Raw genomic sequence first — 14,791 nt, forward strand, 5'->3', positions numbered from 1 at the left:
CTTTCTGTACATGGCTGGGGCCCATCGCTGCGGCCCGGCAGGGTGCTGGCGCGTGCTGGGGGCCACCTGCTGCCGATCATAGAGAGGAGCCCGGCGCACTGCAGCGGCGCCGTGAAAGACCACAACGCAGGTTGGCAGCAGCTTGATGCCATCTTGATGGCGGGCCGCACAGTCTAGACATGCGCTCAATGCCGGGCTTTCTACAGTGGGGGCCTCTCCACCCAGGGCTTGAAGCGCAAGCCAGCCTCCATGAAACCTGTCGCCATCCTCCAGCATGAAACCTCGCAGGGCCCGGGCGTGCTGCTCGCGCACCTGCAGCAGCAAGGCATCCCCTATGCATTGATCACGCCCTGCGACAAGGGCATCGCGGCCATGCGGGCGCGCGACTACCGGGGCATCGTCGTGCTCGGCAGCAACCACTGTGCCAATGAGCAGTTGCGCTGGATCGAGCAGGAACGCTGCCTGCTGCAAAGCGCCCTGGCGGCGGAGGTGCCCGTGCTCGGCCACTGCTTTGGCGCGCAGATGCTGGCCCGCGCGATGGGGGCCCGCGTATGGCGCAACCCCTGCGCCAATATCGGCTGGAGCCGTGTCTGGATCACCCCCGACGCGCAGGCCTGCATGGACCTGCCCGCCGAGGCCACCCTCTTCAACTGGCACTACGACAGCTTTGAGATTCCGCACGGCGCCAGCCGCAGCATGTACGGCCGCCACTGCCTGAACAAGGGCTTTTTGCATGGGCCGCACTGGGCTTTCCAGGGCCATCTGGAGGTCACCGCCCAGAGCGTGCGCGACTGGTGCGATGAAGGCGCGCCCGAGCTGCGCAGCGCTGCAGGCCCTGCCGTGCAAAGCCGGGCGCAGATCCTGGCGCAATTGCCCTGGCATATCCGCCAGCTGCACCAGATCGCCGCGCGCACCTACAGCGCCTGGACGGCCCAGCTGCCGCGCCCACGCCTGTTCTACCTGCCCGTCTGGGGAGAGGCGCGCCTGGCGCTGGCATGAGGCGGCAGCAACAAAAAAGCCGGTGCATCGCTGCACCGGCTTGGTAGAACGCAGGGCCTGAACGCTTAGACCTTCAGCACGGCCACGCCGCCCAGGTAGGGTTGCAGCGCTTCGGGCACGGTCACCGAGCCGTCGGCGTTCTGGTAGTTTTCCAGCACGGCCACCAAGGTGCGGCCCACGGCCAGGCCCGAGCCGTTCAAGGTGTGGACCAGCTCGTTTTTGCCTTGCGCGTTCTTGAAGCGGGCCTGCATGCGGCGGGCCTGGAAGGCTTCGCAGTTGCTGACCGAGCTGATTTCGCGGTAGGTGTTCTGCGCGGGCAGCCAGACTTCGAGGTCATAGGTCTTGGCAGCGCCAAAGCCCATGTCACCGGTCGACAGTGCCAGCACGCGGTACGGCAAGCCCAGGCGCTGCAGCACATCTTCGGCATGGCGCGTCATCTCTTCCAGCGCCTCGTAGCTCTTGTCCGGGTGCACCACCTGCACCATCTCGACCTTGTCGAACTGGTGCTGGCGGATCAGACCGCGCGTGTCGCGGCCGGCCGAGCCCGCTTCCGAGCGGAAGCAGGGGCTGTGGGCCGTCAGCTTGATCGGCAGCTGGTCTTCGCTCAGCACTTCGTCGCGCACCAGGTTGGTGAGCGGCACTTCCGAGGTCGGGATCAGGTAGAGCGCTGCGGTGTCGGGCACCGGCTCGGCATCCTGGCCGCCCTTGTTGGCGGCGAACAGGTCCTGCTCGAACTTGGGCAGCTGGCCCGTGCCCTTGAGCGAGTCGCTGTTGACGATATAGGGCACATAGCACTCGGTGTAGCCATGCTGCTCGGTCTGCAGGTCGATCATGAACTGCGCCAGCGCGCGGTGCAGGCGGGCGATCGGGCCCTTCATCACCGTGAAGCGCGAGCCGGTCAGCTTGACACCGGCCTCAAAGTCCAGACCCAGTGGCGTGCCCACATCGACATGGTCCTTGATCTCGAAATCAAAGCTGCGGGGCGTGCCCCAGCGGCGCACTTCAACATTGGCCGATTCGTCCTCACCCACCGGCACGCTCTCGTGCGGCAGGTTGGGCACGGCCACCAGCATCGCCTGCAGCTCGGCCTGCAGTTCATCCAGGCGCGTGGCCGACTGCTCCAGCTCGGTCTTCATCGCGGCCACATCGGCCTTGGCGGCTTCGGCAGCGTCCTTCTCGCCCTTGCCCATCAGCATGCCGATTTGCTTGGACAGCTGGTTGCGCTTGGCCTGCAGCTCTTCGGTGCGGGTCTGGATGGTCTTGCGCTCGGCTTCCAGCGCCTTGAAGGCCTCGACATTCAGAAACTGCTGGGGGCTCTTGCGGGTCTGCAAGCGGGCGATGACCGAATCCAGGTCTTTGCGAAGCAACAAAATATCAAGCATGAATAACCTCTTGGGGTGGGGCAGCGCCGAGGCCTGCCCATGAAAGGGGGGTGAGGTGGGCGCCGCCCACCGCGATCAAAGGGAAGTGGACGAGCCGCCAGGCCACCAGGCCTTGTTCAGCGACCCGTCTCCGGAGATCGTGCAGAAATCTCCAGCCCGCCGACATCGATTTTCAAGCCCTTGGGCAGCGGAAATTTCACCGTCTCCTCGATGCCATCCATCTTGCGCACTGATGTGGCACCCAGCACCTTGATGCGCTCGATCACCTGCTTGACCAGCACCTCGGGGGCCGAGGCGCCTGCAGTCAGGCCCACGCGGGCGATGCCGTCAAACCATTCGGGCTTGAGCTCGTCGGCGTTGTCCACCATATAGCCCGGCGTGCCCAGCTTGACGGCCAGCTCGCGCAGGCGGTTGCTGTTGGAGCTGGTGGGGCTGCCCACGACGATGACGAGATCCACCTGGCTGCTCATCACCTTGACGGCATCCTGGCGGTTCTGCGTCGCGTAGCAAATGTCCTGCTGCTTGGGCTCGCGGATCTGCGGAAAGCGCCGCTTGACGGCCGCAGTGATCTCGGCGGCATCGTCCACACTCAGCGTGGTCTGCGTCACCACCGCCAGTTTGTCGGTCTGGCCGGGGTTGACATGGGCCACATCGCCGACTTCTTCGACCAGGTGGATACCTTCGGACAGCTGGCCCATCGTGCCCTCGACCTCGGGATGCCCCTTGTGGCCGATCATGATGAACTCATAACCCTCCTTGGCCAGCTTGGCCACTTCCACATGGACCTTGGTCACCAGCGGGCAGGTGGCATCGAAGATGCTGAAACCGCGGCGCTCGGCCTCCAGCTGCACGGCCTTGCTCACGCCATGGGCCGAGAAGATCAAGGTCGCGCCCGGGGGCACATCATCGAGCTCTTCGATGAAGATCGCACCCTTGGACTTGAGGTCGTTGACCACATAGGTGTTGTGCACGATCTCGTGGCGCACATAGATGGGCGCGCCAAACTTTTCGATCGCGCGCTCGACGATCTCGATCGCCCGGTCCACACCGGCGCAAAAGCCGCGCGGCTCAGCCAATACGATTTCCTGGGGCCGCAACATGCTCAGAGCACTCCGATCAGCTGGACTTCAAAGGTCACCGGCTGGCTGGCCAGCGGGTGGTTGAAGTCGAATTGCACGGCGCCATCGTCGCGCACCTGCATCGCCACACCGGCGTAGGTGCTGGCACCATCAGGCGTGGGGAACTGCACCACATCGCCCAGCGTGTACTGCTCCATCGGATCGCCCAGCTCATTGAGCAGGCGCCGTGCCACCCATTGCACCATCTCGGGGTTGCGCTCGCCAAAGGCCTCGCCAGCGGGCACGTGGAAAGTCGCATGCGTGCCCTCGGGCAGACCCAGCAGCAGGTTTTCGACCGCAGGCGAGAGCTCGCCCATGCCCAGCGACAGGGTCGCGGGCTTGCCTTCAAAGGTGTTGATCACATCGCCCGCCGGGCCAGCCAGGCGGTAGTGCAAGGTCAGAAACGATCCGGGTTGTACCACTGGCGCATCAACAGGCAGCGGCGTCACGGGGGCCATCGGAGTAGTCATGCAAATCCCTATAAACTGGGGTGTATTGTAGGTTGTAGGGTGAAACCCCTGCATGCAACCTATATCAAAAGATGCCCGGCAGAACCCGACCCAATGGGGAGTTTTGCCCGGACAAAAGGCCACCGGCCGACAGCGAACCGCCAGGAGTGCCCATGAACACCCATCGTTGCTGCCTTGCCCCTGCCTGCGCATGGCATGCCCCACCCCTGCCCCGCCCGTCTGGCGCGCCCCCGGGGCCAGGCCAGCCCGATTGAAAGGACTGCATGCCCCTCAAAGACCTCCCCGCCGACTGCCAGCCGCGCGAGAAACTGCTCGCCAAAGGTGCCGGCACGCTCACCGATGCCGAGCTGCTGGCCATCCTGCTGCGCACCGGCATGGCCGGCAAAAGCGTGCTGCAATGGGCGGCCGAGCTGCTGGCGCCGCGCCAGCCCGATGCTCTTGGCAGTGTTGGCAGCTTTGGCGGCATCAATGGCCTGCTGCAGGCCAGCAGCGCCGAGCTCTCCCAGGTCAAGGGCCTGGGACCTGCCAAGCGCGCTGAACTGATCGCGGTGCTGGAGCTGGCCCGCCGCGCGATGGCCCAGCAGTTGCAACAACGCCGGCTGCTGGACAGTGCCGCCACCGTCAAAGCCTATGTGCAGCTGCACCTGGCCCACAAGCAGCATGAGGTGTTTGCCGTGCTGTTTCTCGACAGCCAGCACCAGCTGATTGCGCTGGAGGAATTGTTCCGGGGCACCCTGGGCCAGGCCTGCGTCTACCCCCGCGAAGTGGTCATACGGGCGTTGCACCACCACGCTGGCGCCGTCATATTGGCGCACAATCACCCCAGCGGCCAGGTCACACCCAGCCAGGCGGACAGGCAACTGACGCAGAGCCTGCGGGCCGCCCTGTCCCTGGTCGATGTGCGTGTGCTGGACCATATCATTGTGGGCCCCGGGGCTGCACTGTCGATGGCCGAGGAAGGTGAGATGTGAGTAAACAGGACAAAGCCCGAGGCGCTTCATCGTTGCGCGAGCTCAAGCAGCTGCGCAAGGCGCTAACGGCCTTGCAGGCCGAGCAGGCGGCCCAGCGCCAGTTGCAGGAAGCCGCCCGCCAACAGGCGCTGCGCCAGACCGAACGCGACCGCCTGCTGTTCCGGCAGACCGTGGGCGCCGTGCGCCCGCTGCCCAGCAGTGGCCAGATCCACGCCGAGATGGCGCTGCCCGATCCGCTGCCGCTGCAGCACTGGGCTGATGAAAAACGCGTGCTGCTCGAAGCGATGAGCGACGAGTTCGACGCCAGCACCCTGCTCGATACCGATGACCAGCTGAGCTTCAGACGCAAAGGCATTGGCCGCGATGTGGTCCACAAGCTGCGTGCCGGGCACTGGACCATCCAGCGCCAGATCGATCTGCATGGTCTGCGCACCGACGAGGCGCGCCAGGCGCTGGGTACGTTTATACGCCAGTCCCAACGCCAGGGGCTGCGCTGCGTGCGCGTGGTGCATGGCAAGGGCCTGGGCTCGCCCGGGCGCATGCCGGTGCTCAAAGGCCGGGTGCACAGCTGGCTGGTGCAAAAAAACGAGGTGCTGGCCTTTGTGCAGGCGCGCCCGGCCGAAGGCGGCGCCGGCGCACTGGTGGTGCTGCTGCGTGCCGCCACGATGACGGCCAGTGCCGTCAACGTGGCCGATGCGCTGCTGGAGATGCAGGCGCTGGCCGGGCAGGCCGCCGCCGTGCCCGCCCCCGACCCGGTGGCCCAGCAGGTGGCATCCTGGGCGGCGCAGTACCGCAGCGCCAAGCCCAAGCGCTGACCGCGCGTTTTCAGGATGCCTCGGGCTTGCCCAGCGGCAAAGGGGCCGTGAAGGGGTTCACCCAGCGCTTGTCCGGGTCCTGCAGCGGCAGCGCCTCGCGCGCATCTTCTTCGCCATAGATGCGGGCGATGCGCTCTTCCAGGCGGGGATGGCTGGCCAGCCAGCGCGCGCCGCCCAGGTGCCAGAAGTCGTGCATCTCTTCGGTGCTGTGCACCTCCACCAGCAGCATGTGCTCCACCAGCGGCGCATAGGCGCCGGCTGCCCCGCCCCGGGATTGCAGCGCACCGGCCTGCATCGGGTAGTCCTGCTGCCACAGCGCCTTGCGCAGTACGCGGCCCAGGCCATCGGGGTTGCGCGTCCACTGCACGGCCCGGGCATCGGCCAGGTACTCGCGCTGGCGCGATACCGCCGCCTTGAGCGCCTGCGCCGCCAACCAGCCCAGCCAGCCTACGGCCATCAACGGCCTGCCAAACAGCGACACGCCGCGCTCGACCCAATCGCGCCCGTAGTTGAACAGCATCTCCAGCCCGAACACATAGCCGGCCAACTCCATGTTGAGCCGGGTATCGCCCTCGTGCAGATGGGACAGCTCATGCGCCACTACCGCCTGAAGCTCATCGCGGCTGAGGTACTCCAGCGCGCCCATCGACACGACGATCACCGCATCCTCGGCCTCCCAGGCGGCGGCAAAGGCGTTCAATGACAGGTCACGCGGCAGCACCATGGCCTGGGGACGCCGGGCGCCGGCGGCAATGCAAAGCTCGTCAATGATGTTCTGGTACTGCTGCTCGGCATGCGATACCGAGGGGCGCAGCGCCCGCGCGCCCAGTTGCCTGGCCAGGTGCAGCCCGCCCTGGCGCAGGTTGCTGCGCTTGATCCAGGCGCCGCCCAGTACCATCAACGTGACAATGCCGATATTGGTGGCCAGAAAACCGGCCGGGTAGTGCACCGCCACCTGCTCCAGCCGCAGTGGGCTGAAAGCCACCGCCACCAGCGCAGGCGTCCAGAACACCAGCGCCAGCACCAGGTGCACACCCACGGCAATGCCCAGCACCAGCAGCGCAAAGGCGGCCAGCAGGCCCCAGGTGCGGCGCCTTGCGCTGGTTTGGAAATCCCAGAATTTCATGCGGTGGCGGCTACGGCTTGGCAGCGCACCGGGCCATGGCCCTTAGAACTGCACACGAACGGCTTCGCGTTCCTGGGCGCTTTGCGTCGACTGCAGCATCGGCATCGCATGGAAGCCGAGGATCGAGGCCACGACAATCGCCGGGAAGGCACGGGAGGCGTTGTTGAATTCCAGCACCTGGTCGTTATAGGCCTGGCGCGCATAGCCGATGCGGTTTTCGGTGCTGCCCAGCTCTTCGCTCAGCGAGCGCATCGTGTCATCGGCCTTCAGATCGGGATAGCTCTCGGTCAGCACCATCAGCCGGCCCAGCGCGCCCCCCAGCGCGCCCTCCGCAGCCACCATCGCCTCGGCCACCTCGGGCTTGCCGGGCGCGGCACGCAGCGCACTGGCCGCTGCCTGGGCCTGGCCGCGCGCGCGGATCACCGCCTCCAAGGTCTGGGACTCGTGCTCCAGGTATTTCTTGGCCACCGCCACCAGGTTGGGCACCAGGTCATAGCGCCGCTTGAGCTGCACATCGATCTGCGCCAGCGCATTGCTGGTGCGGTTGCGCAAGGTCATCAAGCGGTTGTAGACCAGCACGCCCCAGATCAGCACGGCGGCGGCCAGCGCCGAGACCACCATCAAATTGGTATTCATAACCCTCATCCACCCTCATTGTTTTTAGTGGCCTGATTATGGGCCAAAGCGTCGCCGGGCCCCAATAGGGAATGCAAACCAGGGTGGCCGTTGCATTTTGTGAACCTTCTGCATGACAGATGTCAAGAAATCAGGTATTGGGCTGCGGGCTCGCCGCCACAGCGCGGGGATCAGCACCCACCCGCGCAGGCATCGCGGGGGAGCGGGCCTTGTCAGCGGTTGCGCATCCAGTCGGCGGTCTGGAAAAAGCTCTGGCCCAGGCGGCTGCGCAGTTTCTCGTCCACCCCGACATCGCCCATGGCCTGGTCCATGCAGGCCAGCCACTGGTCGCGCTCCAGGATGCCGATCGAGAACGGCATATGGCGCATGCGCAGGCGCGGGTGGCCAAAGCGCTGCTGGTAGTGGTCAGGGCCGCCCAGCCAGCCGCAGAGAAACCAGAACAGCTTGTCGCGCGCATCCTGCAGGCTGCTGCCATGGGCCTGGCGCAGTTCCTGGTAGCCGGGCTCCAGGTCCATCAGGTCATAGAAGCGGTCCACCAGCGCCCGCACTTTTTCCTCGCCACCGATCCATTCGAACGGGGTGTCAAAGGGGGGTTTTTCTTCGATTTGCATAACGGGCTCTCAGGGTACACGGGGGCAGACCATCGGGGGAGCGGGCGCTGTGCCAGCACAGCGCCCGTGCTACCGGGCCCGCGATATTACCGCTTTTGGACGGCGTCACACGGCCTCGCGCAAGGTCACGACGACCGGGCGGCGCAGCACCTCGCGCAGGCCCCACCAGCCGGCCACCAGCGCCAGCAACGCACCGCTGACACCGCCGGCCAGCGGCACCCACCAGCGTGGCACCCAGACAAAGTCGAACACGAACCGGGCCAGCGCCCAGCCGATGGCCATGGCCACCACGCTGGCCAGCACACCGGCCAGCAGCCCGACGCCGGCCAGCTCGGCCCGTTGCACCTGCTGCAGCAACTGGCTGCGTGCGCCCACGGCCCGCATGATCGCGTACTCACGGGCGCGCTCCTCGCGCGTCGCGGTGATCGCGGCAAACAGCACCACCAGGCCTGCGGCCAGCGTGAATCCGAACAGGAACTCCACCGCGCGGATGACCTGGCCGAGCACCTGCTGGAGCTGGGCCACGGTGGCGCGCAGGTCGACGTTGGTGATGTTGGGAAACTCGCGCACCAGCGCATTGTCAAAGCCCGGGGCGTCTGGCGCGCGGTAGGCGGCCAGGTAGGTCACGGCGACATCATCCATCTTCGCGACCGGGTACATCACGAAGAAGTTCGCGCGCATCGATCCCCAGTCCACCTTGCGCAGGCTGGTGATCCTGCTCTCGTGCTGCACGCCGCCCATGTCAAACAGCAGGCGGTCGCCGATTTTCAGGCCCAGCGTTTCGGCAATACCTTCTTCGACACTGACGCCCCCCGCCTCGCCCGGCGTCCACCGGCCCTGCACGATCTGGTTGTGCTCCTGCAGCACATCGCTGTGTGAGATGTTGAACTCGCGGTCGACCAGGCGCTTGGCGCGGTCTTCGCTGTAGTCGCCCGGGCCCACGTCCCTGCCATTGATCTGGATGAGGCGGCCGCGCACCATCGGGTACCAGTCCCATTTGTCGATGCCGGCCTGGCGCAGCCGCTGCTGGAAGGCGTCGGCCTGGTCCGGCAGGATGTTGATGACAAAGCGGTTCATTGCATCGGGCGGCGTCGTCTGCCGCCAGGTCTGGATCAGGTCGGTGCGCAGCAGCACCAGCAGCACCAAGGCCATCAGGCCGACGGCCAGGCTGCTGACCTGGACCACGGCAAACCAGGGCCGGGCGGCCACCTGGCGGGTGGCCAGCAACAGCCAGCGTGGCGCCGTGCGCTCGTTCACCCCACGGCGCAGCAGCGCAATCGCCGCCGCGCTGAGCAGGCCAAACAGGACGATGGCCATCGCAAAACCACCGACCGCAATGCCGCCGAGCTTGGCATCGCCACTGACCAGCAGCAGCAGGGCCGCAAAACCCAGCACCCCCAGCAGCAGCACCGAGGCCGACGCCGGGCGCAGGGCACCCAGGTCACGCCGCAGCACGCGCAGCGGTGGCACCTGGGCCAGCTGCAGCACCGGTGGCAGGCCAAAGGCCAGCAGCAAGGTCATGCCCATGCCCACGCCCATCACCAGGGGCCAGCCGCTGGCAGCGGGCAAGGTCACGGCCAGCAAGCCCGCCATCAGCCAGACAAACAGGTAGTGCATCGCATAGCCCAGCGCGACGCCCAGCAGGCTGGCCGCCAGGCCGACAATGACGAACTCGACCACATAGGCGCCGGCAATGGCGCGCTGGCCCAGGCCCAGCACCCGCAGCAGTGCCGCGCCGTTGAGGTGGGCACTGGCAAAGGTGCGCGCCGCCAGCGCCACGGCCACGGCCGACAGCAGCGCGGCCAGCAAGGCCACCAGGTTCAGGAATTTCTGCGCCCGCTCCAGGGTCTGCTCCATCTCGGGCCGGCCGCTTTGCAGCGACTCGATGCGCACGCCATGCGTATGCGGCTGGGCCACTTCGGTCTCGGCCCATTGCAGAAACTGCGCTGCTGCTGCGGGCTCACCGGCCACCGCAAAGCGGTACAGCAAACGGCTGGCGGGTTGCACCAGACCGGTGGCAGCCAGGTCGCTCCAGTCCAGCATCACGCGCGGAGAAAAGCCCAGAAATCCCGCCCCCCGGTCCGGCTCGATCGTCAGCACCCGGCCAATCGTGAAGCGCTTGTCTCCGAGCCACAGCACCGATCCTGTCTTGAGCGCCAGCGCCTCCAGCAAGCTCGGGTCCACCCAGACTTCGCCCGGCGCCGGAAGGTCGCGGGTGGCGCTATCGGGCTGGCCGGCAGCCGCTGCCGTGCGCAGGCTGCCGCGCAACGGGTAGCCGGCCTGCACCGCCTTGAGGCCAACGAGGCGGGATTCACCGCCATCGGCATCGTCCGCGCGGGCCATCGTCGGAAAGGTCACCGTCGTGACGCCCTGCAGCCCCAGCGCCTGGGCCTTGTCGCTGAAAGCCGCTGGTGTGCGGTTGTCGCTCACTACCACGACATCGCCGCCCAGCAGCTGGCTGGCATCGCGCTGCAGCCCTGCCTGCAGGCGGTCGGAGAAAAAGCTCACGGACGTCAGCGCCGCCACGGCCAACGCCACCGCCACCAACAAAAGGCGCAGCTCACCGGCGCGCCAGTCGCGCAGCAATTGGCGCCAGCCCAGCGCAAAAAAGTTGTGTTTCATGCAGCAAACATAACTGATGCGCGTTTACCCCCAGCCCAGGCCGGAATTGCGCGCGGGGACGTGCGCTGGCAGCCAGTCGCCCCCAGGTAACGGAGATTTCGTAGACGGCCCTCAACGGCGCCATTGAAAGAGACGATCCCCAACACGGCGATTGCGAGTTACGATATGAAACAACGTTCTCTCAACGAGCCAACCCTATGCAAGCCTTGATTTCACAATTGGGCCAGACGTTTGCCAAAGCTCGCAGTCTGGAGGAGCTGACACGCCCCCTGCTGGAGATGCTGCAAAGAGTCACCAGTCTGGAATCCACCTACCTCACCCGCATCGATCTGGGCCAGCGCGTCCAGCAGGTGCTGTTCGCGCGCAATACCCAAAGCCTGCAGATCCCCGAGAACCTGAACGTGCCTTGGGAAGACACCTTGTGCAAGCGCGCCATCGATGAGAACTGCCTCTACACCGACGATGTCAGCCAGGTGTGGGGCGACTCGCAGGCCGCGCAGGCGTTGGGCATCCAGACCTATGCCAGCACACCAGTGCACCTGTCCGATGGCGTGCTCTATGGCACCTTGTGCGGCGCCAGCGCATCGCGCAAACCGCTGCAACCCGATACCCGCGATGTGATGCGCCTGTTTGCCCAGATCCTGGGCCAGCAGGTCGAGCGTGAGCAGCTGCTGGTGCAGATCCAGGTGCAGAACGAAGAGCTGCAGCGCCTGGCCCGCACCGATGCTTTGACCGGCCTGCCCAACCGCCGCGCGCTGATCGAGCAGCTCGACCAGCTGCAGGCCATTGCCCGCCGCCAGGAGCGCTATGTGCTCGTTGGCATGATCGACATGGATGGCTTCAAGGCCATCAACGACGGCTACGGCCATGAGGCGGGCGACCGCTTTTTGCAGCTGCTGGCCGACCAGATGCGCGAGGCCATGCGCGGCTCGGACGTGATTGCCCGCCAGGGCGGTGATGAATTTGTCTTTGCCGGTCTGGGCCCCTACCTGAACGAATCCGTGGCCCCAGCCCTCAGCGAGACGCAGGCGCGCCTGTTTGCCAGCACCCGGGCCGAGTCGCTCTGCCTGGGCCAGGGCCTGAGCCTGAACTACACCGGTGCCAGCGTGGGCCTGGTGGCCGTCACGCCGGGCACCGATGCGGACACCGCCTTGCAGCAGGCCGACCTGGCGATGTACCAGACCAAGCAGGCCCGCAAAGCGCGCCACCCGGTCGCCGCCTGATTCCCAGCTACCAGCCCAGCCACCCTGGGGTGCAGATCAGCCCTAGGTGATCTGCGCTGCGGCTGCGGCGCCGGCCGCCGTCAAGGCCAGCATCCAGCGCCCGTCCACGGCCTCCGCCTGCACCCAGGCGGGTTGCTGGGCCTGCTCCAGCAGCAGGTTGAGCATGGCCAGCTCGCGCAGCAAGCTGCTGGCAGAGGCATCCAGGCATTTGGCAATGCGCACCAGCGCAACCGCCTGGCCGCCACGGGCCTGCTGCTCCTGCGCCAAGGCCAGCAACAAGCGCTGCGACAGCGGCGACAGGGCCGGAGCGGCGGCGCCCAAACTCCCCATCACTGCGGCGCCAGACCAGGCTCCAGCACCACCGGAATGGATTTGGAGGTGGGCGTGCCCGCATGCGCAGCCACGGCCGACAAGGGTACCAGCGGGTTGGTCTCCGGGTAGTAGGCGGCCAGGTTGCCGCGCGGAATGTCATAGGCCACCAGCTTGAAGCCCTCAACACAGCGCTGCTGGCCATCGTCCCAAACGGTGCGGATATTGACCCAGTCGCCATCGGCCAGGCCCAGATCGCGGATGTCATCGGCATGGATGAAGACCACGCGGCGCTGGCCAAACACGCCCCGGTAGCGGTCGTCCATGCCATAGATGGTGGTGTTGTACTGGTCGTGCGAGCGGGTGGTCAGCAGGGTGAACACACGCTGGTCACGCAGCCGCGCACGCGCCCGGTGCGCAGGGGTATCCACCGGCACTGCATGGGCGTGGAAGCTGGCCTTGCCATTGGCGGTGACCCAGATGCGCTCGCTGGCGGTGTTGCGCAGCCGAAAGCCACCCGGCACGGCCACACGCTGGTTGAAGTCGGCAAAGTCGGGGAAGACCTTGGCGATCTCGTCGCGGATCAGCGCGTAGTCGGCGGCCAGCGCCAGCCAGTCCACCCGGCTGCGCGCGCCCAGGGTGGCATGGGCCAGGCGCGCCACAATCGCCGGCTCGGACAGCAGATGCGCCGAGGCCGGTGGGTTCATGCCCATCGACAAGTGCACCATGCTCATCGAATCCTCCACCGTCACGCCCTGGGGCTGGCCGTTTTGCAGGTCGATCTCGGTGCGGCCCAGGCAGGGCAGCAGCAAGGCCTGGCGGCCATGCACCACATGGCTGCGGTTGAGCTTGGTGGTGACCTGCACGGTCAGCGCGCAGCGCTGCAGGCCTTTCCAGGTTTCATAGGTATCGGGCGTGGCGGCGGCAAAATTGCCCCCCAGCGCAAAAAACACCTGGGCCTGGCCGTCGCGCATGCTGGCAATGGCCTCCACCGTGTCCATGCCGTGGGCGCGGGGTGGCGCAAAGCCATAGACCTCCTGCAGCCGGTCCAGCAGCGCCGCAGGCGGCTTTTCCCAAATGCCCATGCTGCGGTCGCCCTGCACGTTGCTGTGGCCGCGCACCGGGCAAGGCCCCGCTCCCGGCCGGCCGATATGGCCGCGCAGCAGCAACAGGTTCAGAATCATCTGGATGGTCGCCACCGAATGCGCATGCTGGGTGATGCCCATGCCCCAGCAGGCAATCACCTTGTCCGCGCCCAAGTAGACATCGGCGGCGGCCCGCATCTGCGCTTCGCTCAGGCCCGACTCTTGCGCCAGCAGCGCCCAGTCTTCCTCGCGCAGGCTCTGCGCCAGCACCTCAAAACCGGTGGTGTGCGCGGCGATAAAGCCATGGTCCAGCACACCGCCCCGGGCCTCTTCCTGCTCCAGCACATGCTTGAGCATGCCGCGCAGCGCTGCCAGGTCGCCGCCCACGCGCAGCTGAAAGTAGTGCGTGCTGATGGGGGTGGAGCCCAGGGTCGCCATCTCCAGCTTGTCCTGCGGATCGGCAAAGCGCTCCAGCCCGCGTTCGCGCAACGGATTGAAGCTGACGATGCGCGCGCCGCGCTTGTGCGCCTCGCGCAGCTCGCCGAGCATGCGCGGGTGGTTGGTGCCCGGGTTCTGGCCAAAGATGAAGATCGCATCGGCCTCTTCAAAATCCGCCAGGGTCACCGTGCCCTTGCCCACACCGATCTGCTCGCGCATCGCCGTGCCGCTGGGCTCGTGGCACATGTTGGAGCAATCGGGGAAATTGTTGGTGCCGTATTCGCGCACAAACAGCTGGTAGAGGAAGGCTGCCTCGTTGCTGGCCCGCCCCGAGGTGTAGAACACCGCCTGGTCCGGGCTGGGCAGCGCGTTCAGATGCCGGGCCACCAGTGCAAAGGCATCGTCCCAGGCGATCGGCAGGTAGTGGTCGCTGGCCGGATCGTAGGCCATCGGGTGCGTCAGCCGGCCCTGGTCCTCCAGCCAGAAATCGCTGTGCTCGGCGAGCTCGCGCACGCTGTAGCGGGCAAACAGCTCGGGGCCTGCACGGCGGGCCGTGGCCTCGGCCGCAACGGCCTTGACGCCGTTCTCGCAGAACTCGAAGGTCGAGGCATGGTTGCGGTCGGGCCAGGCGCAGCCCGGGCAGTCAAAGCCGTCGGGCTGGTTGGCCGACAGCAGCGTCTTGGCCCCCTTGACGGCGATGTCGTGGTGCAGCAGCGTGTTCTTGACACTGTTCAAAGCACCCCAGCCACCGGCTGGGCCTTTGTAGAAGGCGATTTTTTGTTCTTGCATGGCAGAGGCTGGTTAGAACGTGTTTACGATCTCCTCGCGCCGCGACAGTGGTTTTGCGGGATGGGATGCGAGGCGCAATACCGCAGCAATAGCCATGCTATTGCGAGGATTTGCCACGACGCAGACCGCCCGCAAAACCACTGTCCCTACGGGTTGGAGTGAAATCGGGCGATTTCTGCGCGCTGGCCCTTGCTTGC

12 protein-coding genes and 1 pseudogene are annotated in these 14,791 nt (G+C 66.4%); 4 read left to right on the forward strand and 9 right to left on the reverse strand.

From position 1 onward, the window contains the following. The first annotated feature begins 249 nt into the window (after window positions 1-249). Window positions 250-999, forward strand: a complete 750-nt coding sequence (locus ACHWUQ_RS04690) for a type 1 glutamine amidotransferase (protein ID WP_394680473.1) — start codon at window positions 250-252, stop codon at window positions 997-999. A gap of 65 nt (window positions 1,000-1,064) precedes the next feature. Here the strand turns inward: ACHWUQ_RS04690 and serS are convergent, their stop codons facing one another. The 3 genes from serS to ACHWUQ_RS04705 form a co-directional block, all read right to left on the reverse strand. Then, window positions 1,065-2,381, reverse strand: coding sequence for a serine--tRNA ligase (serS, locus tag ACHWUQ_RS04695; protein ID WP_312413021.1), 1,317 nt, complete (start codon window positions 2,379-2,381; stop codon window positions 1,065-1,067). Between the two features lie 116 nt (window positions 2,382-2,497). Continuing rightward, window positions 2,498-3,481, reverse strand: coding sequence for a 4-hydroxy-3-methylbut-2-enyl diphosphate reductase (ispH, locus tag ACHWUQ_RS04700; protein ID WP_239809210.1), 984 nt, complete (start codon window positions 3,479-3,481; stop codon window positions 2,498-2,500). 2 nt (window positions 3,482-3,483) lie between these two features. Then, on the reverse strand, window positions 3,484-3,969 hold the full coding sequence (locus ACHWUQ_RS04705; protein WP_230775199.1) for a peptidylprolyl isomerase: 486 nt from the start codon (window positions 3,967-3,969) through the stop codon (window positions 3,484-3,486). 263 nt (window positions 3,970-4,232) lie between these two features. Between ACHWUQ_RS04705 and radC the strand changes: the two genes are divergently transcribed. Both radC and ACHWUQ_RS04715 read left to right on the forward strand, forming a co-directional pair. Further along, entirely contained in the window at window positions 4,233-4,940 is a 708-nt protein-coding gene (gene radC, locus ACHWUQ_RS04710; RefSeq protein ID WP_312453065.1) for a DNA repair protein RadC, read from the forward strand. Next, window positions 4,937-5,596, forward strand: a pseudogene (locus ACHWUQ_RS04715) (Smr/MutS family protein); the annotation flags it as partial. The gene radC and the pseudogene ACHWUQ_RS04715, both read left to right, overlap by 4 nt. 169 nt (window positions 5,597-5,765) lie before the next feature. On the opposite strand, the gene ACHWUQ_RS04720 reads toward ACHWUQ_RS04715, so the two are convergent. The 4 genes from ACHWUQ_RS04720 to ACHWUQ_RS04735 all read right to left on the reverse strand — a co-directional run bounded on the left by ACHWUQ_RS04720 (window position 5,766) and on the right by ACHWUQ_RS04735 (window position 10,750). Next, window positions 5,766-6,881 carry a M48 family metalloprotease gene (locus ACHWUQ_RS04720; protein ID WP_394680474.1) on the reverse strand — a complete coding sequence of 372 codons (1,116 nt, stop codon included), beginning with the start codon at window positions 6,879-6,881 and terminating at the stop codon, window positions 5,766-5,768. 42 nt (window positions 6,882-6,923) lie between these two features. Beyond that, on the reverse strand, window positions 6,924-7,517 hold the full coding sequence (locus ACHWUQ_RS04725) for a LemA family protein (protein WP_394680475.1): 594 nt from the start codon (window positions 7,515-7,517) through the stop codon (window positions 6,924-6,926). Between the two features lie 212 nt (window positions 7,518-7,729). Then, a complete protein-coding gene (locus ACHWUQ_RS04730) occupies window positions 7,730-8,128 on the reverse strand; it encodes a group II truncated hemoglobin (RefSeq protein ID WP_239809213.1) in 399 nt (132 codons plus the stop codon). Between the two features lie 105 nt (window positions 8,129-8,233). Beyond that, window positions 8,234-10,750, reverse strand: a complete 2,517-nt coding sequence (locus ACHWUQ_RS04735; RefSeq protein ID WP_394680476.1) for an ABC transporter permease — start codon at window positions 10,748-10,750, stop codon at window positions 8,234-8,236. Window positions 10,751-10,947: 197 nt separating this feature from the next. On the opposite strand from ACHWUQ_RS04735, the gene ACHWUQ_RS04740 reads away from it, so the two are divergent. Then, window positions 10,948-11,973 (forward strand): diguanylate cyclase domain-containing protein, encoded by a 1,026-nt coding sequence (locus ACHWUQ_RS04740; protein ID WP_394680477.1) that lies wholly within the window; start codon window positions 10,948-10,950, stop codon window positions 11,971-11,973. 42 nt (window positions 11,974-12,015) lie between these two features. Here ACHWUQ_RS04740 and ACHWUQ_RS04745 read toward each other — a convergent pair whose 3' ends face one another. Both ACHWUQ_RS04745 and ACHWUQ_RS04750 read right to left on the reverse strand, forming a co-directional pair. Beyond that, window positions 12,016-12,303 carry a hypothetical protein gene (locus ACHWUQ_RS04745; protein ID WP_394680478.1) on the reverse strand — a complete coding sequence of 96 codons (288 nt, stop codon included), beginning with the start codon at window positions 12,301-12,303 and terminating at the stop codon, window positions 12,016-12,018. Continuing rightward, window positions 12,303-14,594 (reverse strand): FdhF/YdeP family oxidoreductase, encoded by a 2,292-nt coding sequence (locus tag ACHWUQ_RS04750; RefSeq protein WP_394680479.1) that lies wholly within the window; start codon window positions 14,592-14,594, stop codon window positions 12,303-12,305. Before ACHWUQ_RS04750 ends, ACHWUQ_RS04745 begins: the two co-directional genes overlap by 1 nt. Window positions 14,595-14,791 lie beyond the last annotated feature (197 nt).

Source organism: uncultured Comamonas sp., assembly GCF_964277875.1.
In the GTDB taxonomy this organism is placed as follows: Bacteria; Pseudomonadota; Gammaproteobacteria; order Burkholderiales; family Burkholderiaceae_C; genus Comamonas; species Comamonas sediminis.

Coding starts and splice junctions, on each gene's coding strand:
- ACHWUQ_RS04725 (WP_394680475.1), bottom strand. CDS start 7,517: ATGAATACCAATTTGATGGTGGTCTCGGCGCTGGCCGCCGCCGTGCTG.
- ACHWUQ_RS04735 (WP_394680476.1), bottom strand. CDS start 10,750: ATGAAACACAACTTTTTTGCGCTGGGCTGGCGCCAATTGCTGCGCGAC.
- ACHWUQ_RS04730 (WP_239809213.1), bottom strand. CDS start 8,128: ATGCAAATCGAAGAAAAACCCCCCTTTGACACCCCGTTCGAATGGATC.
- radC (WP_312453065.1), top strand. CDS start 4,233: ATGCCCCTCAAAGACCTCCCCGCCGACTGCCAGCCGCGCGAGAAACTG.
- ACHWUQ_RS04720 (WP_394680474.1), bottom strand. CDS start 6,881: ATGAAATTCTGGGATTTCCAAACCAGCGCAAGGCGCCGCACCTGGGGC.
- ACHWUQ_RS04750 (WP_394680479.1), bottom strand. CDS start 14,594: ATGCAAGAACAAAAAATCGCCTTCTACAAAGGCCCAGCCGGTGGCTGG.
- serS (WP_312413021.1), bottom strand. CDS start 2,381: ATGCTTGATATTTTGTTGCTTCGCAAAGACCTGGATTCGGTCATCGCC.
- ACHWUQ_RS04740 (WP_394680477.1), top strand. CDS start 10,948: ATGCAAGCCTTGATTTCACAATTGGGCCAGACGTTTGCCAAAGCTCGC.
- ACHWUQ_RS04705 (WP_230775199.1), bottom strand. CDS start 3,969: ATGACTACTCCGATGGCCCCCGTGACGCCGCTGCCTGTTGATGCGCCA.
- ACHWUQ_RS04690 (WP_394680473.1), top strand. CDS start 250: ATGAAACCTGTCGCCATCCTCCAGCATGAAACCTCGCAGGGCCCGGGC.
- ACHWUQ_RS04745 (WP_394680478.1), bottom strand. CDS start 12,303: ATGGGGAGTTTGGGCGCCGCCGCTCCGGCCCTGTCGCCGCTGTCGCAG.
- ispH (WP_239809210.1), bottom strand. CDS start 3,481: ATGTTGCGGCCCCAGGAAATCGTATTGGCTGAGCCGCGCGGCTTTTGC.